The following is a 22,549-nucleotide window of genomic DNA, read 5'->3' on the forward strand; positions in this document are numbered from 1 at the left end:
GAGCCCGGAATGACGGAGCAGAGCGTGCGCTGGGGGATTCTGGCGACGGGCGGGATCGCGGCGGCGTTCACCGCGGACCTGGTGGATCTGCCGGACGCGGAGGTGGTGGCGGTGGCCTCCCGTTCCGAGGCCTCGGCGAAGGCGTTCGCGGAACGGTTCGGGATCGAGCGGGCGTACGGCGACTGGGGCGCCCTCGCCGAGGACGCGGACATCGATGTCGTGTACGTCGCCACCCCGCACGCGGCGCATCGCGCGGCCGCCGGGCTGTGCCTGACCGCCGGCCGCAACGTCCTGTGCGAGAAGGCGTTCACGCTGAACACGCGGGAGGCCGAGGAGCTGGTCACGCTCGCGAGGGACCATGACCGCTTCCTCATGGAGGCCATGTGGATGTACTGCAACCCGCTGGTCCGGCGGCTCAAGGCCCTCGTCGACGACGGCGCGATCGGCGAGGTGCGCACGGTGCAGGCCGACTTCGGGCTCGCCGGTCCCTTCCCGCCCTCGCACCGGCTGCGGGACCCGGCGCAGGGCGGGGGCGCGCTGCTCGACCTCGGGGTGTACCCGGTGTCGTTCGCGCATCTGCTGCTCGGGGAGCCCTCCGACGTCACGGCGAAGGCGGTGCTCTCCGAGGAGGGCGTCGACCTCCAGACGGGCGCGCTGCTCTCCTGGGACAGCGGGGCGCTCGCCTCCCTGCACTGCTCGCTGACCGGCGGCACGGCCACGATCGCCTCGGTCACCGGCTCGCTGGGCCGGATCGACATCCCGAACGGCTTCTTCCACCCGGACCGTTTCGTCCTGCACCGGGACGGCCGGGACCCGGAGGAGTTCGTCGCCGACCCGGCCGACGGCCCCCGCAACAGCCTCAAGCACGAGGCCCGCGAGGTGATGCGCGCGCTCCGGGCCGGCGAGACCGAGTCCCCCCTGGTCCCCCTGGAGGGCACCCTCGCCGTGATGCGCACCCTGGACGCGGTACGGGACCGGATCGGGGTGCGCTACCCGGGTGAGCAGGCCGAGAGGGCGGGCGCGGTGGCGTCGGTCTGAGAGACCCGGGGGTCGGCGGCGGCTTGAGCCGGGGACGGGGGGCGAGCCTGCGACGCGAGGCCGGGAGGGGGGCGGCCCTACGACGAGAGTCGGCGGACGACCCGCAGCAGAGACCGGCGGCGGCCCGGGACAGGGCAGGCGCGGCACCTGCGACCTGGTGCCCGCACTGGTCCGGTCGCGCGCCTTTGGTCGGCGCCCTCGCCGCTACGCCCCTCACACCCACAGCACCGCTGCCTGGAGCCTGCTGCGGTCGTGGCAGGGACCGGAGGCGGCGCCGGACAGCGGCCGGCGTGCACCTACGGCAAAGACCGGAGGCGCCGCCCGCGGGAGCGACCAGTAGGCGCCCGCGGCAGCGACCCGGCGGACCGGCGAGCGCCCTGGGCACGGACCGGCGGCGGCCTGAGACGGGAGCCGGTGAGCAACCTGCGGCAGCGCCCGGCGGCGGACAGGCTCAGCGACCGACAAGGCCGTACGGCGGACCCGCGCTTCCGTATCGCGGAGGCTCACCTACGCTGCGGCTGCATGGACACCAAGAACGTGAAGTGCGCCGTGGTGACGGGCGCGGGCTCCGGGATCGGTCGCGCGGTCGCCGTGGAACTGCTGCGGACGGGCTGGTCGGTGACGCTGGCCGGGCGGCGGACCGGGGCGCTGGAGGAGACGGCGGCCCTCGTGCCGGGCGCCGCTCTCGCCGTACGGACGGACGTCTCGCTCCCCGACGACGTGACCGCGCTGTTCGCCGCCGCCGTGGAGCGGTTCGGGCGGGTGGACCTGCTGTTCAACAACGCCGGGACCTTCGGGCCCGGCGGGGTGCCGGTGGAGGAGCTGCCGTACGACGCGTGGCGGCACGTGGTGGACACCAACCTCAACGGGGCGTTCCTGTGCGCGCAGGCGGCGTACCGGCAGATGAAGGAGCAGGATCCGCAGGGCGGCCGGATCATCAACAACGGCTCGATCTCGGCGCACACACCCCGGCCGCACTCCGTCGCCTACACCGCGACCAAGCACGCCCTCACCGGACTCACCAAGTCGCTGTCGCTGGACGGGCGGCCGTACGGCATCGCGGTCGGGCAGATCGACATCGGGAACGCGGCGACCGACATGACCGCGGGCATGCGGGCCGGAGTTCTGCAGGCCAACGGCGAGGTCGTGCCGGAACCCGTGATGGACGTGGCCGACGTGGCGCGCACGGTGCGGCACATGGCGGAGCTGCCGTTGGAGGCGAACGTGCAGTTCGCGACCGTACTGGCGACCGCGATGCCGTATGTGGGGCGTGGCTGAGCAGTCGATTTCCACAAGCGGAATTTGTTATTCCACCCCCTCCACGACTGATCGACGGCTTATGCTCATCACACGTCTCCACAAGAGCTTCACACTTGGGGAGCGGCGTTCCGTAGACCTCATCCGAGGGGGGAGCGCGGCGGCCGTCGATGGGCCGGGTGGGGGTGGATCTCGCGTGGGACCGCGAGGTACGCACCGGTCCGTGGACGGCCGCCGCGCACATTCTCAGCTCGCGCACATCGCTTCCCAGCCGGCGCACATCACTTCCTCACGGCCCCGCAATCCTTCGTCCCTACCTTGAGGGCGCGCCCACAGCGGGCGCCAAGAACCTTCGAGGAACGGGATGTTTGGCATCTATCTCAAGCGCGAGCTGGGCCGGCGCAAGAAGACGGCCCTGGTCATCGCTCTGGGTCTGGCGCTCGGTATCGCGCTGGTCATCACCGTCAACTCGGTGTCGGCCGGTATGACCCAGGCTCAGGACAAGGTCCTGAAGTCGCTGTACGGCCTCGGCACCGACATGACCGTCACCAAGGCCAGGTCGGCGCCCACGTCCGGAAGTTCGGGCAGACCGAACTTCCAGTTCGACGCGAAATCCGACGACAGCGACGACACGCAGAGTTCCGACCGCGTGATGACCCAGGGCGGTCAGGCCCTGGCGGCAAGCGTGGTCACGAAGGTCTCCCGGCAGAGCGGCGTGGCGAGCGCGGTGGGCGCGCTGACCCTGAACGTCACCAAGGTCGACGGCTCCTTCACCCAGGGCAAGGCCCAGTCGCAGAGCGGCGGTTCCTCCTCCCAGGGTTCCTCCTCCCAGGGCGAGGGCCGCCCCGGCGGCAACGGCGACAGCACCGCCGCTCCCCAGGTCCAGGGCGGCGGCGCCGACTTCGACGTGAACTCCTACTCCGTCGCCGGCGTCGACGTCACCGACCAGACGCTCGGCCCGCTGGCCGGCTCGAAGATCACCACCGGCAAGACCTTCACCGCCGCGCAGACGAACGCGAAGGTCGCGGTCGTCAGCAAGTCGTACGCCAAGGAGAACTCCCTCAAGGTCGGGGGAACCCTGAAGATCTCCGGCACCACGTACACGGTCATCGGCATCGCGACGCCCGACAGCAGCGAGTCCACCACCGACGTCTACCTGCCGCTCAAGCAGGCCCAGACACTGGCCGACGCCAAGAACCAGGTCACCACGATCTACGTCAAGGCGACCGACTCCCAGCAGATCGGCTCCGTCAAGGCGGCCATCCAGAAGAACATCTCCGGTACGACCGTCACGACCTCCGCCGACCTCGCGGAGACCGTCTCCGGCTCGCTGTCCACCGCCTCCGACCTCGCGACCAGCGTCGGCAAGTGGCTCTCCGTCGCCGTACTCGTCGCCGCCTTCCTGGTGGCCGCGCTGCTGACCTCCTCGGCGGTCTCGCGCCGGGTCCGCGAGTTCGGCACCCTGAAGGCGCTCGGCTGGCCGAGCCGCCGGGTCACCCGGCAGGTCGTCGGCGAATCCATCGTGAACGGCCTGCTCGGCGGCGCCCTCGGCATCGGCCTGGGCCTCGCGGCCGCGTACACGGTGACCGCGATCAGCCCCAAGCTGACCGCGCAGCTCGGCAGCACCGGGGGCGGTGGCGGTGGCAGCGGTATGGGCGGCGGCCCGGGCGGCGGTGGCGGTCCGGGTCAGCAGTCGGCGCGGAACACCATGGAGATCGCGCTGTCCGCGCCGGTCTCGATGACCACCATCGCGCTCGCGGTGGGCCTCGCGGTCACCGGCGGGTTGATCGCCGGGGCGATGGGAGGGTGGCGGGCCTCCCGGATGCGCCCTGCCGACGCCTTGCGCAGCGTGTCCTGACCCTGCCCGAGAGCCGGGGCCCGCTTCCACTCCGCTGAGCGGAGCCAGCTTTCAATCCCCCGAGCCGGGCCCGCTTCACTCCCCCGAGCTTGGGCCGCTCCCACTCCCCCCGAGCCGGGCCCGCTTCCCATGCCCCGAGCGGACCCAGCTTCCACTCCCCCGAGCGGGCCCAGCTTCCACTCCCCCGAGCGGAGCCAGCTCCCACTGCCCTGAGCTGGGCCCGCTTCCAATCCCCCGAGCCGGGGCCGCTCCCACTCCCCGCCCAGTCAGGGTCGGAGCGGGCCCCACCCCGCACTTCCTCTCCCCTACGGAGCTCACATGTACAGACTCACGGGTGTCACCAAGCGCTACACACGCGGCAAGGAGACGGTCGAGGCGCTGCGTGGCGTCGACCTGACCATCGAGGACGGCGACCAGCTCGTCATCCAGGGCCCCACGGGCGGCGGCAAGTCCACGCTGCTCCAGATGATCGGCGGACTGGACCGCCCCACCGAGGGCAGCGTCGAACTGGACGGCGTCGACCTCGCGAGGATCAGCGAGGCCAAGCTGACCCGGCTGCGGGCGGAGAAGATCGGCATCATCTTCCAGTCGTTCAACCTCATCCCGACGCTGACGGCGCAGGAGAACGTGGAGACGGCCCTCGTGCCGCTCGGCGTGAAGCCGGCCGAGCGGCGCGAGCGGGCGGCGGAGGCACTCAGGTCCGTCGGCCTCGGCGAACGGCTCACCCACGCCCCTGCCGAACTGTCCGGTGGGCAGCAGCAGCGGGTGGCCATCGCGCGGGCGCTGGTCAAGAAGCCGAAGGTACTGCTCGCCGACGAACCCACCGGCAACCTGGACGAGTCGATGCGCGACGACATCATGGCGTTGCTGGAAGGGCTGTGGCACGAGTACGGGCTGACGTTCATCATGGTCACGCATGACTCGTCGATCGCCCGCCGGGCACCCCGCCTCGCCACCATCAAGGCGGGACAGATCACGCTGACCGAGCAGTCGTTGGCTCAGGGTTAGGCGTCGTCCCCGACGGGGGCGCTCACCGTTCCAGGATGCGGTTGATCTCGGTGACCTGGTCCGCGGTGAGCAGCCCCTTCTCCATCGCGCTCGCGTTCTGCTCCGCCTGGGCCACGGAACGGAAGCCCGGGATCGGGACCGTCCGCGGGCTGCGGGCCCAGATCCAGGCCAACGCGCCCTGGGCGAGCGTACGGCCGTCGCTCGTCAGGATCTCCTTGAGCGCGTCGATCCTCGCCAGCCATTCCGGGTCGGCCTCCGCTCCGTCGCCGAAGCCCTGGAGCCAGGCCGGGGGCTTGCTGCGGATGTCCCCGGCGTCCTGGGGCCCTTGCCGCTTGCCCGCGAGCAACCCCATGGCCAGGGGACTGCGGTTGATGCTGGCGAGTCCCAACTCCGCGCACAGGGACAGCATTTCGGGAGCGTCCTGCATCACGTTCAGCGCGTGCTGTACGGCCGCGCAGTGCTCCCCCTCGGCGAAGACCGCGGCGCGGGCCGGGTCGTCGGTGCTCCAGGCGTAGGCCCGTATGAGCCCCTCGTTCACGAACTCCTCGCAGAGGTCCCGGAGTTCGGCCGCAGGCGTCGGGTCCAGGTCGGACAGGTGGAGCTGGTAGAGGTCGACGTGGTCGGTGCCGAGGCGTTCCAGGGAGGCGGTGAGGGCGCGGCGGGCGTATTCGGGCGTGTGGTCGGACCCGGTGAGGGTGCGGGTCTCCTCGTCGAAGACGTTGCCCCACTTGGTGGCGAGGACGATGTCGTCGCGCCGCTTGCCCAGCGCCCGGCCCAGTACCCGCTCGCTGTGCCCGGCGCCGTAGGTGTCCGCCGTGTCGAAGAAGGTGATGCCCAGGTCGAGGGCGCGCCGGACGGCCCGTACGGACTCCTCGTCGTCGACCTTGCCCCAGCCGAGCGGCTGCCCGTCGGTGTCCTGCCATTCGCCGCCGATCGCCCAGCAGCCGAAGCCGAGCGCGCTGACCTCGATGCCGGAGCGGCCGAGAGTGCGTGTGATCTCCATGCCCCGGAACGTTAGGAGTTGGAGTGCACACGAAGGCAAGGGGCCGTAGGGGATTTCTACGCCTGCCCGGTCTCGAAGCGGGAGATCCTGCCGTCCTCCTCGACGGTGAAGTGCCAGCGGGTGCGCATCTCGCCCCAGGTGTCGTTGCGGTAGTGGGCGAGGAGGGAACGGCCGCCGTTGGACTCGTTGTCGACGTCGAGATGGCCGTTGGAGGAGAAGATCTCGCGGTCGATCCACTCGTCGAGGTCACGATCGCTGCCGTCGTCGGCCATGGTCGCCCCGGGCGTGAGCAGGGCCAGGAGTGCTTCGCGGTCATGGGCGTTGACGGCGGAGACGAAGGCACGGACGGCCGGGTCGCTGAGTCTGGCGGTCTGAATCGTCATGCCGGTCAGACTCACACCGCTCACCCGGGCCCGCCACCCGGCCCCGCCACCCGAACGGCCGCCCGAGTGTTCCGGCCAGGTGTGAGCGGTGCGACGGTGGAAACGCGAGGGGGGTCCCGTTCCACTTCTTGTGCTGGGAGTCATCGTGACCGCTTACGACCGACGCGATCTGGGCCTGCTGCTGCTCCGGCTGGGAACCGGGGGTGTACTGGCCGCCCACGGCGCGCAGAAACTGCTCGGCTGGTTCGGCGGCGGTGGCCTCGAGGGCACCGGCCAGTTCATGGAGTCCGTCGGCTACGCGCCGGGCAAGGCGAGCGCCACGGCGGCCGGCCTGGCGGAGGCGGGCGGCGGCACCCTCCTGGCACTGGGTCTGGCGACCCCGGCGGCGGGTGCGGCGGCGGCCGGCGCGATGGCCGGAGCGTCCGCGGTGCACACGCCCAACGGCTTCTTCAACACGGGCGGCGGCTACGAGTACGCGGCCACACTGGGCCTCACCGCGGCGGGCCTCGCGGTGACGGGCCCGGGCCGCCTCTCCCTGGACCACGCCCTCGGCCACACGGTGAACCGCGGCTGGATGGTGCCGACGGCCCTCGGAGTGACAGCGCTGGCGACGACGCTGATCGTGGGGGCGCGGAATCGGCGGCTGCGGGAGAAGGAGGGCGGGGACGACGACGGACAGGTGTCGCTGTTCGAGGAGGAAGAGGCGTTGTTCGGGGAGTAGGGGGGCGGAAGGGGGCCGGGGCGGCGCCGGGCTCCTGGCGGGATGAGCCCTCGTGGGATCGGGCACCTGGCGGGATGAGCCCTCGTGGGATCCGGCCCTCGTAGGTGCGGCGCCCGGCACCCAGCGGCACGAGTCGTCGCATGGTGCGGCACCCCACTCCCGACGGCACCAACCTCGCGCGGCGCGACGGCCCCACTGCGGGCGGCACGAACCCTCACGCAGTACGGCACCCGACTCCCGCCCCGACGAGCCCGGGGCCGGCCCCCGGAGTGCGTGCGCCACCCTCCAGCGGAACACACCCCTCGGGTTGGGCACCGACCCCCGACGTCACAAGCTCCCTCGGCCGACCCGCAGGCACCCATGCCAAGCTGCTCCGCATGAGTGACCAGCGCACACCCCCCTCCCCGGACCTCTGTGACCGCGACGACCGCGATGTTCGGGACGACCGCGATGTTCGGGACGACCTCTGGAAGTCCGTCGACGCCCTGTGGGCCTGGCTGGAGACGGATCAGCCGGTGAGCGGCCGCGAGGGCCTCCTCCTGCGCATGCTGAAACTCTCCGAGGAGGTCGGCGAGGTCTCCGAGGCGGTGATCGGGGCGATCGGCCAGAATCCGCGCAAGGGCGTCAGCCACACCTGGGAGGACGTGCAGGGCGAGCTGTGCGACGTGGTGATCACGGCGCTGGTGGCGCTGCGCACGCTGACGCCGGACACGCGTGAGGTGTTCCACCGCCATCTGGCTCGGGTGACGGAGCGTTCGCTGGGACGCGGGGCCCTCTGACGCGCCCCTGTGATCTGGGCCGAACGGGGTCACCCGCTCGGCCTACGCCCCCAGGCCCCCGCACCCCACTCCTCCGACGATGAACCGGACGACGGCACCGGTCGGAGGAGCCCCATGAACGACACCCCCGCCCCCTTCACGGAACAGGACTACGCGGCCCGTATGACGAGGGCGGCCAGGGACGCTTCCGAGACCGGCCTGGCGGGACTGCTCATCACCCCCGGCCCCGACCTGGTCCGGCTGTGCGGCTACCGCCCCACCGCGACGACGGAACGCCTGACCCTCCTCGTCCTCACCCCCGGCTCCGAACCCCGCCTGCTGGTCCCGTCCCTGGAACGCCCCGACGCGGAGGCGGCCCCCGGCGCGGACGCCGTCCGCGTCTCCGACTGGCGCGACGGCCAGGACCCGTACGCGGCAGCCACCGGCCTCCTCCTCCCCAACGGCCGCTACGGCGTCTCCGACACCACGTGGGCCCTCCACCTCCTCGGCCTCCAGGAGGCCCTGCCGCTCACGACCTACCGCCCCCTGTCCCTGGCGCTCCCCCTCCTGCACGCGGTGAAGGACGACCATGAGGTGGCCCGCCTCGCAGCGGCGGCAGCGGCGGCGGACGCGGCGTACGAGGAGATCCTGACCGCACGTTTCACCGGCCGCACCGAATCAGAAGTGGCCGCCGACCTGGCCCACCTGCTGCGCGAACACGGCCACAGCGAGGTCTTCACGACGGTGGCGTCCGGCCGCAACACCGCGAACCCCCACCACAGAACGGGCGAACGCACCCTCAAAAAGGGCGACTCGGTGATCCTGACCTTCGGCGGCCTGAAGAACGACTACAGCTCGCACATGACCCGCACGATCCACATCGGCGAACCGACACCGGAGGAACAAACACTCCACAACACCGTCCGCACGGCCCAACAGACGGCCGTCGCATCGACAGCCCCCGGCTTGACCTGCCAGGAGATCCACCGCAGAGCACGCCGGGTGATCGAGGACGCGGGCTACGGCGAGCACACCCCCGACCACACCGGCCACGGCATCGGAATCACCCCACACGAGCCGCCACACATCACCGAGCCCGAGGAGACATTCATCGTCCCCGGCATGTGCTTCTCGATCGACCTGGGCGTGTATCTGCCGGGACGGTTCGGGGTGGCGGTGGGCGATGTCGTGGCGTGCACGCGCGACGGAGGACGACGCCTGAACTCGGCCGCACACGGGCTGACGATCGTGGAGTGACCGAGAACCGGTACTCCGAACTACGCGACGACGGCACCACGTGTGCCCCCCTCGACCGAGCCATCAGCAGCTCCCGGCCGCGTCAACAGCGGCCGTATCCTCTGCGAGCGACCTGATCCAACGAGCGCACCCGTATCTGGAGCCGGACACAGAATGCACCCCACTCCTCAGGAACAACCGCCGCCGCAGGCCCGATACACGTTCGTGGTCAAGGCGAACAACCCCGTACCCGCGGGCCCTCAGCATGATGTCGAGATGAGCTCGACGATCCAGTTGACGGGTGCTCAGGGTGAGGCCACCCCGGTGGCGGAGGTCTTCGAGCGACGGACGACGAAGCAGTGGAGGATCCACGGCGGAGGCGGCGGTGGGCTGATGTGCTCGTTCCAGCCGACCGCCCCGGACACCCACGACGTGTACGACGTGCACGCCGCCGACGGCACCCCGTTGGCCCGCATAACGCGCCGCGCGGGCCGCTTCCTCCCCTGGCCTCGCCGTGTCCGGTGGGCCGTACAACTTACTGGCACGCCACGGACCTTCACAGGGAAGGTCGGGAGCGGATACACCTGGATGCTGTACGCCCTGAGCTCTCCGGTCTGGCTGCTCTTCTTCCTCTTCATGCTGGTCTACTCACTGTTCGAGGGCGACACGAGCGACACCAGCCTCGACGGCCCGACCCGCACACGCTGGCGCACGACCGGATCCGGCACACCTTTGGACTACCGAGGAATCAACAAGGTCTACCACTACGACCCCCAGCACCTGGACGCCCGCGTCGCTTACGCCCAGGCGGTGCTCCACGCATGGGAGCGGGTGCGCTGATCCAGGTCCGGCGAGGACACGGTCAGACCCCGTTTGACGATGCCTTCGAAGGTGCCTTGCTCTACTGCGGCTCGTGACAGCGTCGGCGCTCGCCGGTCGTCACTGCCGAGACAGGACCCGGGTGTTGAGGCCTGAAAGGACCGCATCCTCCTCCGTCCCCTCCACATGATCGATACGCTCACTTAGGATGATGACCACCATCTCAGCGGCCCGACGGGCTTCCTGATCCGCCTGCGTGGCGGACATCGGAGGACATGCCCCCACCCGCACGAGTCTTCTTCGTGCTGCCTGGGGGCATTTTCTTGCTGTTCCGTGAGTCCGCGGCGTCCGTGGCCGCCCGCATCCTCGAAGGGTCGCTGGCGCTGCATCTGACCGAGAACTTCCGTCACCAGCACGGCCGGAGGCCCGCACAGGCGGAGATACGGTCCTGGGAACGCAGCCTCCCCGCCCTCGTCAACGCGCTCATCGAGGCCGGACTCGACGAGGTGGAGGTCCTCGTCGAGTACAGCCTGCCCCTGACCAGCAAGCGCGCGGACGCCGTACTCGCCGGTGTGCACCCGACGACGGGCGAGCCGTCGTACGTCGTCGTGGAACTCAAGCAGTGGAGCGCGGCCTATCCGGAGGAGGACGAGCCGCTGCTGTGCCGGATCGACGCGTACGCGCAGCCCGTCCTCCACCCGATCGAGCAGGTACGGGGCTACTGCGAGTATCTGCGGTCCTTCAACGGTGCGTTGGAGCGGATGCCCAACTCGCTGGCCGGCGTGGCGTTCCTGCACAACGCGACCGAGTTCCAGATCGCGGGGCTGAGAAACGTCGAGGAGAACCAGTACGGCCGTATGTACACCGGGGAACAGCGCGGTGCCTTCCTCGACTTCCTGCGTTCGCGGCTCGCCGCGAAGCCCGGCGCACACGTGGCCGACGTACTGCTCGACGCCAAGGTACGGCCGTCGAAGCAGCTGATGTCGGTAGCGGCAGCCGAGATCCGCGACCGCGAGCAGTTCGTGCTCATCGCCGAGCAGCGGGTCGCGTACGAGAAGGTGATGTCCGCCGTCCGCAAGGCCAAGCGCGGCAACCACAAGCAGGTGATCGTGGTGACCGGCGGTCCCGGATCCGGAAAGAGCGTCATCGCGCTGTCGGTCCTGGGTGAGCTGTACCGCCGCGGAGTACCCGCGCTGCACGCGACCGGATCCGCGTCGTTCACCAAGACGATGCGCAGGGTCGCGGGTCACAAGAAACGTGAAGTGCAGCAGCTGTTCATGTACTTCAACAGCTTCATGGACGCCGAGCCCAACGACCTCGACGTGCTGATCTGCGACGAGGCCCACCGTCTGCGGAAGACCTCCGCCAACCGCTACACCAAGGCGGCACTGCGCACCGGCCGCCCCCAGGTGGCGGAACTGATCGACGCGGCCCGGGTCCCCGTGTTCCTGCTCGACCAGCACCAAGTGGTGCGACCCGGTGAGATGGGGACCAGGCAGGAGATCGAACGAGCCGCCGCCGCAGAGGGCCTCGACTGCACGGTGGTGGAACTGGACGGCCAGTTCAGGTGCGGCGGGAGCGACGCGTACGAGAAGTGGGTCATCGACCTGCTCGGCCTCGACGGCGGCACGCCCAGCCAGTGGGAGCCCGACGGCAAGCTGCAACTACTGACCGCCGAGACCCCGCAGGAGCTGGAGGATTTCCTCGTCGCACGCCGCGAGGAGGGCTATGGCGCCCGCATGTCGGCCGGCTACTGCTGGAAGTGGACCACGAAGATCACCTCGGACATGACGACCCTTCCCGAAGACGTCGTGATCGGCCAATGGTCCCGCCCCTGGAACCTCTACGGCGACCGATCAGCCCTCGGCGCACCACCCGCCCCTCTCTGGGCCACCGACCCGGCGGGCTTCGGCCAGGTCGGCTGCGTCTACACGGCGCAGGGTTTCGAGTACGACTGGTCCGGCGTGATCATCGGCCCCGACCTGGTCTGGCGAACGGACCGTTGGGTCGTGGACCGCTCGGCGTCGAAGGACCCGTCCTTCACGAAGGCCACGCCGGACGACGACGTCGACCGCCTGATCCGCAACACGTACAAGGTGCTCCTGACCCGGGGAATGGTCGGGACAATCCTCTACTCGACGGACGCGGAGACCCGCGAGAAACTGCGGTCGCTTATTCATCCGGTGTCTCGGGCCGAGGTGCCGGAACTCGTGTACGGGCGCCGCTCAGCGATGTGACCGTAGAGTGATCAGTAGTCGGATGCGGCCCGACGGGCTTCCCCTAGGACATGCCCCCACCCGCACGAGTTTCTCGTGCTTTGGGGGATGTCCTCATGCTCCTGCTGCAGTTACCTGCGGTGGACCTTCTCAGACTTGATCAGCGGCGGCTGCTGCTCTCCCATCTGGCCGCGCGCTGGCTGTCGTTCAAGAAGAGAGAAGTCAGCGACGGGGAGAAGGCTGCCTGGAAGGAAAGCCTTATACAACTCGCCACCGACCTGGTGAGTGCGGGCCGTGGCGATGTACGGATGCTCGTGGAATGCGAACCCGAGGGCGCTGACGCACCGGTGGATGTCGTGTTGGTGGGCCGGCACCCGGAAACGGACCGGGAATCAGTCCTCCTCGTGGAACTCAAACGGTGGAGTTCGGTCTCGCGCAGCGCCAAGAGACCCGAACGAGTCGACGTGCCCGGCTACGCGAGCCCAAAGCCACACCCCAGCGACCAACTCCAAGCCACCTATGACTTCTTCACCGGCGACGAGGGCCCGCTCAAGGGCATGCAGATCGAGTATGCAGGCCTCTCCTACCTACACAACGCCCACGACTCCGATGTGGCCCCCTTGTTCTCCGCCCGCACCTCCACGGGACCACACGCGTTGACCATCACGGCCGACACACGCGCCAGTCTCCTCGACGAACTGCGAGAACGCTTCGCCGAGAACGGAAGTGCCTCTGCGGCGGAGCGGGTGCTGCAGCGGCTGGCCATCCGGACCACACCGCTTCTCAACGCGATGATGTCGTCACGGGGCGAAGACACCGTGTTCACCCTGCGAGGTGAGCAGCGTCGCGTCTTCCGAGACATCCGCCTGGCCGTTGAGCGTCTTCCAACGGACGAAGAACGCGCCGTCTTCATCGTGGAGGGCGGAGCCGGGAGCGGCAAGAGCGCGATCGGCCTGGAACTGCTGCAACACTTCTCAGCCGCAGGACAAAGCGTCAAGTACGCCAGCGGCTCCCGTGCGTTCGACGCTGCGATGAAGAGGCACGTCGGCTACGGCGACGGAGAGTTCCAGGACAGATTCGCCTTCTTCAGCAGCTTCATCACGCCGCCTCAGCCGCCGTTGGATCTGCTCATCTGCGACGAAGCGCACCGCCTACGCGCGCGCTCGACGTCCCGCTACCTGCCAAAGGAACAGTGGGGGAAGCAACCGCAGGTGGATGATCTCCTTGATGCCGCCCGCGTGACCGTCTTCCTGCTGGATGGAAGCCAAGTTGTACGTCCCGACGAGGTGGGGACGGCGGACCTGATCCGGGTAGCCGCGGAGAGCCGTCACACCACGCCCAGGATGTACGAGCTCCACAAGCAGTTCCGCTGCGGAGGCAGCGACCGCTATCGCGACTGGGTCCACGATCTGCTCGGCATCTCCAATCGAGAGCCGGACACTTGGATACCCGACGGCCTGATGCACGTTGAGGTGGCGGACAGCCCCGAGGAGCTGGAGCGGATCATCCTGGAGGAGAGTGAGGCGGGAGCGAGCGCGCGTATGGTCGCGGGTTTCTGCTGGCCGTGGACGCCTCTGCGTAAGGACAAGACGCTTGAGTCAGACGTGCGTATCGGGGACTGGCATCGCCCGTGGAACGTCAAGGGAGACAAATCCGGTGCGAACGACGCACCGCCGGCCAAGCTCTGGGGGGTACGACGCGGGGGCGTCGGCCAGATCGGCTGCGTTTACAGCGCGCAGGGGCTGGAGTGGGACTGGTGCGGCGTGATCATTGGCGACGACATGGTCTGGCGCGGGGACCACTGGGAGTACCGGCGCGCGGCATTGACCCGCGACAAGGAACGCGGGGTATGGCGGGTGCGGACGCCGGGTTCGGCGGACGAGAAAATCCGGTCCAGGAACAACGAGCGGTTCGACGAATGCGTGCGCAACGCCTATCACGTGCTGATGACCCGAGCCAGTCGCGCGACGGTGCTGTATTCGACGGATACCGAAACTCAGGCCTATCTGAAGAAAATGGTCGGTCCTGTCGAGGACGACGGTCTCCGCCCCACGTGGGACAGGCTGCCGCCGGAAGCACGCGGCGTCCGGCTTCCGTCGGTGCCGAAGGGCAAACACACGATAAAGAAGCGTTCGAAGGCCGGTTCTCAGGGTCTGCAGCTGAGCTTCGAATCTCTGATCTGAGAGTCAGGTTCAGTGGTGGGGTCCGAGGACCCCACCACCCTGCGGCTACAGGCCGCAGACCCGTGCCGCCGTCTGCACCGCGCTCCACAGCGCCTTGGCCACGAGGCCGGCGGCGATACGGAGCGCGAGCTCGCGGTGCCACGCGCGCTGCGTCTGTGCGTTCTTGTCGGAGGCGATGCTCATGCAACAGCCCTTCTACAAAGCCGCGAGGTAGCCCCCCGCCAAGGCGGTAGAACGGGTCCTGCCCTACCGGGCGGTCCACACCACCGAAGTGGCGTCCACAAGGGATGCGCTCCACTGCCGAGCCTGTGCAGTTCCGACCGCACCTTCCGAAGAAGAGACACGGCGCGAAGCAACAGTAGCCGAACTCCGTTGATCTCGCTGAGGTTTGAAGCCCAGCGACGCGGTCGGAGCGTATACGAACACGGTCCCAGTCGTGGCAGGGCTTCTGGTAGACCTGGTACGCCTGATCGTGTGGTTGCGGCCGACTCGGCACAAGCCGAGGAAGCTTCGTATGAGTCACTGGTGGAAACGGAGGACGCTCCCCTCACACAGCCAAGTCGACACGCCTCCCTCGTCCTCGCCCATCCGCGATTCGGCAAGAAGGCCGCGATAACCGCTACAGGCAGAAACGGATTGGCGGAGCAAGGGGAAGTACACTACCTGCGCAACGACTTCCTGATCACCACCACCAACAAACAGGTCAACTTTCTTCAACACATCATGTCGTTGATGAAAATTAATGGGCGGGCAGCAGTCATCGTCCCCGACAACGTATTGTTCGAGATCGGCACTTATTCGACGCTGCGCCGTCGCCTGCTCGATTATTTCGACCTGCACACGATTCTGCGACTGCCTACTGGAATCTTCTACGCGGCCGATATAAAGACTAATGTCCTCTTCTTCGACAAGAGAACCCGCATCGGAGGAAAGCCCAACACCTCAAAACTCTGGGTCTACGACTTGCGAACTGGTCTAGAGTTTTCCCTCAAGCAGAAACCACTGCAACAAGCTGATTTGGTCGAGTTCCTCGAAGCGTATCTACCGGGAAACCCGCAGGCGGACAGGGTCGAGACGGAGCGCTTCAGGTGTTTCTCCTACGACGAACTGATCGCCCGTGACCATCTCAATCTGGACATCACCTGGGCGGCAGACCCGAACCTTGATGCCAGCCAAGCGCCCCTCCCCTGAGGTGATCGCCAGGGAGATCGTCGAGAACCTGGAGGCCGCTCTGAACCAGTTTGCTGCCGTCGCCGATGAACTGGGCAGCGGCTCCTTGTCTCAGACGGACATGCAGGAATAACCATTCCTGTTCTGCAACTTGGCCGATGCCAGACAAACGGGAGCAGCCATTCGTACGGTGCAGACCGGAGCGAGGCGGGCAGCTGGGACTCCATAGCCAAGCCCCCTATCGGTCGCTCCGGCCTCGAAAATCAGTCCGATCCGAGGCTGTAGCGACTACGCCCGCACAGCGCTCTGTGGTACTCGACGCACTCTTCGTCGATGACGTGCTCGGGGTGGCGCTTCAGTGGGCTGATCAGTTCCCCGTCTCTGCTTCGCCGCACGTTCCAGTCCTCGGCGATGAAGAGGAAGAGCCTGTCGAACTGGACATGATGGTTGGGGCAGAGGCACAAGAGGTTGGACAGTTTGTCCGGTCCATCGTGCGGGGCTCCGATCCCTTGGATGTGCGCGGCCTCGCTGTAGTGACCGAAGCGTGTCTCCAGCCGCACTCCGCATACCTGGCAGCCGTGCTGGTAGAGCAGCTTGATCTCCTCGACGAGGCGCAGGTCTCGATCGGGGCGCGACGAGTTCACCGGTCGACGCGTTCCGCGCCCCGCGGCCTCATCCGTTCCCTCTCGGTCCTCGGCCTCCTCGCCTGCGTTCCCACTGGCATGGGCGTACCCAGCCAGGCCGAGGCGCGTCAGCAGAGCCCCCTGGTCGACGTCCTGGAAGTAGGTGGTGCAGAGCAGGCCGATCGCTTCGGCACGGGTGAGCGGCTGCTTCAGCAGCTTCGCCACCTCTGGCCGAAGCCCTGCCGCGATGTCGGACTCAGCCGAGGCCGTCGCCAATGCCGCGTCGAGCCCTTCGCCGCCTGTGCCTTCCACCTCCCACAGTCCGCTGCTGCGCAGGTGCCGAAACGGGTTCTCAGGTGCAGCCCCGATGCTGGAACCGCCGAACTCCAGGAGAAGTGGACCGATCTCGGTCTTGAAGTCGTGCCATGGCACAAGGCGGCTCTGCCCCGATACGAGGCGGCTGATGGACCACAACAGCGTCAGTGCTCCGTGGTGCGTACGTGACTCCTCCGGCACACTGGCTTCCAAGGTCCCGAGAGCGCGAAGGAGCTCCTCGCGGCCCAGCTTCACCGCCGCCGCCACAGCAGCTTCTCCGCTCGTGGGTTGGCCTACGGGGGTTGCGTTCCCGCCCACCAGCGTGTCCAGCAGCCCCAGATGACGCCGCCGCTCCGCAGCCCGCACCAGTCTGAGGTAGCGCACCTCCTTCCCCACGGCCAGCGCGGTCAGGATGGGGGCCGCGGGGATCTTGAACTCCACGACATCGCCCAGAGCCATGATGTGTTCCCAGGTCCGCCCGTCCTTCTGCTCCCCCCATACCGCTCTGGCCAAGTCGGGGTTGCGGATCAGCCCCAGAACGCGGGCTTTGGCGATGAACTCCTTCTCGGCGTAGAACAACACCTCGTCGCCGACCTTCCGTTCCCGCAGTGCGGTTCCTTTGGGATGGCGTTCCGTCTTGAGAGGCGTTGCCCCCCACAGCCGGGCCAGCCCGTCCGGGAAGTGTCGCTTGAGTTCTTCCGCATCCTCCCCCAGGACGTGCTCGTAGTCCGCGAGCCGGATGCCGTTACGTATCGAGCGGTCGAAGTTCCTGGGCCCCCGCACATCGGGCCCGCCCCTGGGCTGCAGCAGCCACTGCACCGAGGCATCGGCTTCCCCGGCGAGGTCCGTACCATCCCGATTGTCCGTTACCGCGCCAGCCTCGAAGATCGGGCGATCACCATGCTCATTCCCCATGGTGATCAGATTTTCATACTAACGATGGCTATCTGTCAGCGACTTGGCCCAGCAGTCACAAGCGGCTCCGCTGAAGAGGCGGCCGAGCACTCCCGTACCTGAGGTTGATCACCGAAGTGAGCCAGCACCGTCCGTACCTCAACCGCTACGATCTGAGCGGGGTATTTTGCTGCCTGAGCAGCAGCAATCGACACAGAGCGACACGAAGCGGGGATGGCACATGCGGGACGGCCGGTGGACCGCGGTCACCGACTCCGAGTTCCAGCATGAACACCGGGGCCTGGAGGCCATCCGCGAGAAGCTCCCGGACAACGACCCGTGGCGGGCCTGGTCGAACTTCACCTTCACCGCCCACACCGGCCATGTCCGGGAAGTGGACCTCCTTGTCATCGCCCCGGGCGGCGTCCACCTGATCGAGCTGAAGGACTGGCACGGCTCCGTCGAGTCCCGCAACGGCACCTGGCTGCAGACACAGCCCAGCGGCCGGCAGATCCCCCACGGCAATCCGCTGCACCTGGCCAACAAGAAGGCCAAGGAGCTGGCCGCGCTGCTGCAGCAGAACGGCGAGAAGGTGTGGGTCTCGGAAGCCGTCTGCTTCACCGACTCCTCGCTGCGCAATCGCCTGCCCGCCCACGACCGCAACGGCGTTTTCACTGTCCACCAGCTCGCCGAGATGCTGAAGGAGTCACCGAAGGACGAGTACCGCCGGATCGACGCCGCGCGGTCGCGCCGGATCAAGGCGGCGCTGGAGCGCATCGGCATCGCCCGAAGCGACGCCGAGTACAAGGTCGGCCCGTATCTGCTCAGCCGGAAGGCGTTCGACTCGGGCCCGACCTGGGCCGACTACCTGGCCCAGCACAGTGAGCTGCCCGAGGCCGCCCGCGTCCGTGTCTATCTGCGCGAGCGCGGCTCCGACGCCGAACTGCGGGCCTCCGTCGAGCGTGCCGCACGCCGCGAGGCCGCTGTGCTGCGCCACTTCCGGCACCCCGGTGTCGTCCAGCTCAAGCAGTACGACCCGTCCGGGCACTCGGCGGGCCCCGCGCTGATCTTCGACTTCGATCCGCGGACCCTGCGCCTGGACGAGTACCTGATCCAGTACGGCGCGAAGCTGGACATCCTCAGCCGGATGGCGCTGGTGCGGCAGCTCGCCGAGACGGTGCGTTCGGCGCACGGCCGACGGATCTTCCACCGCACCCTGGCCGCCCGCGCGGTCCACGTCATCCCACGCGGCCGTACCCGCCGTGGCGACACCGAGAGCGAAACCGGCGCCTGGTCCAGCCCGCACCTGCAGATCTCGGACTGGCAGGTCGCCGTCCAGCGCAGCTCCGAGCACGGCGTGACCGGCAACGGCGAGCGCTTCGCCCCCACGACCTTCTCGCGAGCGGGCGCGCATCTCGCCGAGGGCGCGGACCCGTACCTGGCCCCGGAGTTGACCGCGCTCAGGCCCGACCCGGTCGCCTTGGACGTGTACGGACTCGGCGTGCTGACCTATCTACTCGCCACCGGCAGGCCCCCGGCCGCCAGCCAGGCCGAACTGGTGGCCCGCTACGAGGCGGGCGAGGGCCTGCGCCCCAGCTCCCTGGTGGACGGCCTCTCCCCCTACATCGACGAGCTGGTCCAGGCGGCCACCGCCTACGACGTCTCCGCCCGGCTGTCGTCGGTGGACGACTTCCTGGAGATGCTGGAGGTCGTCGAGGCGGACCTGACGGAACCTCCGTCGGCCGAGACCCCGCGCCCGGCCGAGCCCGAGAAGGACCCCCTGGACGCGGTCGCGGGCGATGTGCTGGCGGGCCGCTGGGAAGTCAGGCGTCGCCTCGGTACGGGCTCCACGAGCCGCGCGTTCCTGGTGCGGGACCTGACCGCGGGCCCGGACGTGCGCTTCTCGAAGTCCCTCGCGGTGCTGAAGGTCGCTACGTCGGACAGCCGCGGCGAAGTACTCCGCCGCGAGGCCGAGGTGCTGGGCCGGCTCCGCCCCGACTCCCGCGTGATCCGGCTGGTCGAGCCGGAGCCGCAGCGCATCGGCCCCCGCACGGTCCTGGTCATGGAGTACGTCGGCGACGAGCGCGACGAGAGCGGCGAGCTGTCCGCACCGGGTACGAAGCGTCGGCGCCGCGAGGAGACGGTCGCGCGGCAGCTTCGTGAGTTCGGCCGCCTGTCCGTGGACCAACTCGAGGCGTACGGCGACTACCTGTTCGGCGCGGTGGACTTCCTCGAGGGCGAGGGCGTGTGGCACCGCGACATCAAGCCGGACAACATCGCCATCCGTATCCGCCCGAACCGCACCCGCGAACTCGTGCTGATCGACTTCTCGCTCGCGGGCTACCCCGTGAACGAGACCGCGGCGGGCACCGACGGCTACCTGGACCCGTTCATCGGCACACTCACCGACCGCTCGGTCTACGACGCACACGCCGAGCTATACGCCCTGGCCGTCACCCTGCACGAAATGGCGTCCCGGGAGCTCCCGGTGTGGGGCGACGGCAAGGTCTCGCCGCGCCAGACCGACCCGGAGAAGGAACCGCACCCAAGGATCGCCGCCGACGCCTTCGACCCGGCGGTACGGGACGGCCTGGTCGCGTTCTTCCAGAAGGCCCTGCACCGGGACGCCTCCCAGCGCTTCCCCGACCTCAAGCCGATGCGGGACGCCTGGAAGAAGATCTTCCTCGCGATGGACGAGACGAAGCCCTCGTCCCGCCGCCCGTCACGCCACGCGGCGCCACCCGCGCAGGGCGAGGCGGCACAGCACACCCCGGATGCTGCCATCCCGGAGGCCGAGGAGGAGAGCGCCGAGCAGCAGCGCGAGCGGCTGGCGGAGCGCGTCGACCGGGGCACCCTGATCTCGTCGTCCGGCCTGAGCCCGGCCGCGGAGTCGTTCGTGTACGGCCTCGGCGTCAACACCGTCGGCGAGTTGCTCGACTACAGCCAGCGCCAGCTGGTCAACGCCCCCGGTCTCGGTGCCAAGACCCGCAAGGAGGTCTTGAACCGCATCAAGCAGTGGCGGCTCAAGCTCGCGGAAAAGCCCGCCGCGCCGCTCACTCCCGAGGGCCGCAAGGCCGCGAAGGAGGAGCTGTCGGCCGCCGAGGCCGCGGCGGCGGACGCGGTGGCGGCGAACGGCGGCGCCGGCGCGCATTCGCTCCCTGAGCGCGCGCTGCGCAGCGTCAGCCTCGACACGCTCGCCACGGTCTTCGTACCGCCGCTGCGCAAGGACAGCTCGAACCACAACGAGTGCGAGATGGTACGGCTGCTGCTGCGCCTGCCCAACGAGCAGGGCGTACTCCCGTCGGAGGTCGGGGTCTGGCCGACGCAGACGGACGTCGCGCACGCACTCGGGCTGTCGCGGGGCCGTATCCCGCAGATGCTGAAGAACCAGCGCACCCGCTGGAAGAAGCACCCGGCGGTCCGGGCGCTGCGCGCCGAAGTCCTGGACCTGCTGCACGACCTGGGCCGGGTCGCCTCCGCCGCGGAGATCGCGGACGCGCTGACCGTACGGCGCGGTACCCAGCTCCAAGAGCGCGAGCAGCGGCGGGCACTGGCCCTGGCCGCCGTGCGGGCTGTGGTGGAGGTCGAACAACTCGTGCCGGATGAGGCGGAGTTCCAGCACGCTCCAAACCGCGACGCGGCCGACGAGAGCATGGGCGCAGGCCTGCTGGCGCTGGAGGTGGGCGCGGACGACGCCCCAGACACTCCGTCCGCGCCGGGCCTGCTCCACTACGCCCAGCGGCTTGGCCGTGTCGCCGACGACATGTCGAAACTCGACACCCTGCCGACGGCGGCGACCGTGGTGGCCGAGCTGGGCACCGTACCACCGCCGAGTGCGGCGGTTCAGTGGGACGACCGGCGGATGGTGGAGATAGCGGTGGCCGCCTCTCGTCATGCCGCCGCGACACCCCGCCTGGAGATCTATCCGCGCAAGCTGCCGCTGGTGCGCGCCCTGCGCCTCACCCAGGCCGGCCTGGTACCGCTCATCCCTGGGATGGCGGAGGCGGACCAGCCGGGCCTGACGGCCGACGACGTCCACGAGCGGGTACGGGCCCGCTTCCCGGAGCTGCTGAACGAACGCGGCGGCCGTGCATTGCCTACGGGCGGTCGGCTGACGAAGGCCCTGAAGGACGCCGGTTTCGACCTGGTGCTGTCGACGCGTAAGAGCACAGGAACGCTGCGCTACCTGCCGAGCAGCGCGGACGGAGCCTCCGCCTATCTGTCGTCGGATGCCCGACGGCAGCCGACTGGCACCGTCTCCGCGCACCGTTACTCCGACGACCCGGAGCTCGCGGCGGCGGGTACGGCCGAGGACCGGTTGAAGGCGTCGGCGCGGCGGGACGGATTCCGTGTGCTGACGGTGCCGACGGAGTGGGCACGGGACGCGATCGACGAGCTCGGGCGGCAGGACTTCGCCGGCGGGGCCGTCGTGGTGTCGGTGGCCGAGCTGTTCGTCCAGGCCCTGCACGAGTTGGTCGACCCTCGGCCGAAGCCCACCTGGGAGACGATCCTGCGTGCGGATGTGGCGAGGGCCGGGACGCCGGGGGCGATGAAGTTCGCCGAGTACGCGGGAACGGCGTGGGGCCTGGTGGAGCCTCGGATCGGGGAGCTGCTGGGACCGGGGGGCGTGGGTTCTGGGAGCGGGGCCGAGATCGGGGTGGCGGCTCCGTTGCTGCTGACGGACGGCGGGGTCTTCGCCCGGTACGACGCGATGGGCGTCCTGGAGCGGCTGGCCGAGCGGTCACGGGGTGGCGGACGCGCACTGTGGCTGCTGTGCCCACAGAGCGACCCGGCCCGGCCGCCGCGGCTGGGGACGGTGGCGGTGCCGTACCAGTCGGGGCTCGGTGAGTGGATCGTACTGAACGAGTTCTGGGTGCAGAACGCTCATCGGGCGAAGCCGGAGGGTGCCGTGGCCGCCGGCCCGCGGGGATGATGCGTTGAGCGCGAGTGCCGCATGCCGAGCCGCTCGCGTGTGGGTGGGGATGACGACAGGAGACGTGACCAAGTGATCGACCGCAAGTCCAAGGCACTGCTGACGGACCTGATCAAGCAGGTGAAGGCGGTCGA

Annotated in this window: 16 protein-coding genes; 12 read left to right on the forward strand and 4 right to left on the reverse strand. The window is 69.0% G+C overall.

Going from position 1 to position 22,549, the window contains the following annotated elements; genetic code table 11:
• The first annotated feature begins 9 nt into the window (after positions 1-9).
• From ABZ098_RS02850 to ABZ098_RS02865, 4 genes are all read left to right on the forward strand, one after another.
• A complete protein-coding gene (locus ABZ098_RS02850; RefSeq protein WP_356586550.1) occupies positions 10-1,038 on the forward strand; it encodes a Gfo/Idh/MocA family oxidoreductase in 1,029 nt (342 codons plus the stop codon).
• Positions 1,039-1,560: 522 nt separating this feature from the next.
• Positions 1,561-2,316, forward strand: a complete 756-nt coding sequence (locus tag ABZ098_RS02855; protein ID WP_356586552.1) for an SDR family oxidoreductase — start codon at positions 1,561-1,563, stop codon at positions 2,314-2,316.
• A gap of 343 nt (positions 2,317-2,659) precedes the next feature.
• Positions 2,660-4,153 carry an FtsX-like permease family protein gene (locus ABZ098_RS02860; protein ID WP_356586554.1) on the forward strand — a complete coding sequence of 498 codons (1,494 nt, stop codon included), beginning with the start codon at positions 2,660-2,662 and terminating at the stop codon, positions 4,151-4,153.
• Positions 4,154-4,471: 318 nt separating this feature from the next.
• Positions 4,472-5,161: an ABC transporter ATP-binding protein gene (locus ABZ098_RS02865; protein WP_356586556.1), complete on the forward strand. Its 690-nt coding sequence runs from the start codon at positions 4,472-4,474 to the stop codon at positions 5,159-5,161.
• A gap of 22 nt (positions 5,162-5,183) precedes the next feature.
• On the opposite strand, the gene ABZ098_RS02870 is transcribed toward ABZ098_RS02865, so the two are convergent.
• The gene (locus ABZ098_RS02870; RefSeq protein WP_356586558.1) at positions 5,184-6,164 is read right to left on the reverse strand and encodes an aldo/keto reductase; all 981 of its coding nucleotides are present in this window, start codon (positions 6,162-6,164) and stop codon (positions 5,184-5,186) included.
• Between the two features lie 56 nt (positions 6,165-6,220).
• Positions 6,221-6,547 carry a nuclear transport factor 2 family protein gene (locus tag ABZ098_RS02875; protein WP_356586559.1) on the reverse strand — a complete coding sequence of 109 codons (327 nt, stop codon included), beginning with the start codon at positions 6,545-6,547 and terminating at the stop codon, positions 6,221-6,223.
• Between the two features lie 145 nt (positions 6,548-6,692).
• On the opposite strand from ABZ098_RS02875, the gene ABZ098_RS02880 reads away from it, so the two are divergent.
• The 6 genes from ABZ098_RS02880 (at position 6,693) to ABZ098_RS02905 (ending at position 14,480) form a co-directional block, all read left to right on the forward strand.
• Entirely contained in the window at positions 6,693-7,268 is a 576-nt protein-coding gene (locus ABZ098_RS02880) for a DoxX family membrane protein (RefSeq protein WP_356586561.1), read from the forward strand.
• A gap of 377 nt (positions 7,269-7,645) precedes the next feature.
• Entirely contained in the window at positions 7,646-8,047 is a 402-nt protein-coding gene (locus ABZ098_RS02885; RefSeq protein ID WP_356586563.1) for a MazG-like family protein, read from the forward strand.
• Between the two features lie 114 nt (positions 8,048-8,161).
• Positions 8,162-9,283 (forward strand): Xaa-Pro peptidase family protein, encoded by a 1,122-nt coding sequence (locus ABZ098_RS02890; RefSeq protein ID WP_356586565.1) that lies wholly within the window; start codon positions 8,162-8,164, stop codon positions 9,281-9,283.
• A 255-nt stretch (positions 9,284-9,538) separates the two neighbouring features.
• The gene (locus tag ABZ098_RS02895) at positions 9,539-10,102 is read left to right on the forward strand and encodes a hypothetical protein (protein WP_356586567.1); all 564 of its coding nucleotides are present in this window, start codon (positions 9,539-9,541) and stop codon (positions 10,100-10,102) included.
• A gap of 302 nt (positions 10,103-10,404) precedes the next feature.
• Positions 10,405-12,318 carry a DUF2075 domain-containing protein gene (locus ABZ098_RS02900; protein ID WP_356586569.1) on the forward strand — a complete coding sequence of 638 codons (1,914 nt, stop codon included), beginning with the start codon at positions 10,405-10,407 and terminating at the stop codon, positions 12,316-12,318.
• A gap of 95 nt (positions 12,319-12,413) precedes the next feature.
• Positions 12,414-14,480 carry a DUF2075 domain-containing protein gene (locus ABZ098_RS02905; protein WP_356586571.1) on the forward strand — a complete coding sequence of 689 codons (2,067 nt, stop codon included), beginning with the start codon at positions 12,414-12,416 and terminating at the stop codon, positions 14,478-14,480.
• 45 nt (positions 14,481-14,525) lie between these two features.
• Here ABZ098_RS02905 and ABZ098_RS02910 read toward each other — a convergent pair whose 3' ends face one another.
• Positions 14,526-14,663 carry a hypothetical protein gene (locus ABZ098_RS02910; protein WP_356586573.1) on the reverse strand — a complete coding sequence of 46 codons (138 nt, stop codon included), beginning with the start codon at positions 14,661-14,663 and terminating at the stop codon, positions 14,526-14,528.
• 291 nt (positions 14,664-14,954) lie between these two features.
• On the opposite strand from ABZ098_RS02910, the gene ABZ098_RS02915 reads away from it, so the two are divergent.
• Positions 14,955-15,671: an N-6 DNA methylase gene (locus ABZ098_RS02915; protein WP_356586575.1), complete on the forward strand. Its 717-nt coding sequence runs from the start codon at positions 14,955-14,957 to the stop codon at positions 15,669-15,671.
• 242 nt (positions 15,672-15,913) lie between these two features.
• Here ABZ098_RS02915 and ABZ098_RS02920 read toward each other — a convergent pair whose 3' ends face one another.
• On the reverse strand, positions 15,914-17,503 hold the full coding sequence (locus ABZ098_RS02920; RefSeq protein WP_356586577.1) for an HNH endonuclease: 1,590 nt from the start codon (positions 17,501-17,503) through the stop codon (positions 15,914-15,916).
• A gap of 220 nt (positions 17,504-17,723) precedes the next feature.
• Between ABZ098_RS02920 and pglW the strand changes: the two genes are divergently transcribed.
• Positions 17,724-22,415: a BREX system serine/threonine kinase PglW gene (pglW, locus tag ABZ098_RS02925; RefSeq protein ID WP_356586579.1), complete on the forward strand. Its 4,692-nt coding sequence runs from the start codon at positions 17,724-17,726 to the stop codon at positions 22,413-22,415.
• The last annotated feature ends 134 nt before the right edge of the window (positions 22,416-22,549 follow it).

This window comes from Streptomyces sp. NPDC006335, from assembly GCF_040612795.1.
Classification (GTDB): domain Bacteria; phylum Actinomycetota; class Actinomycetes; order Streptomycetales; family Streptomycetaceae; genus Streptomyces.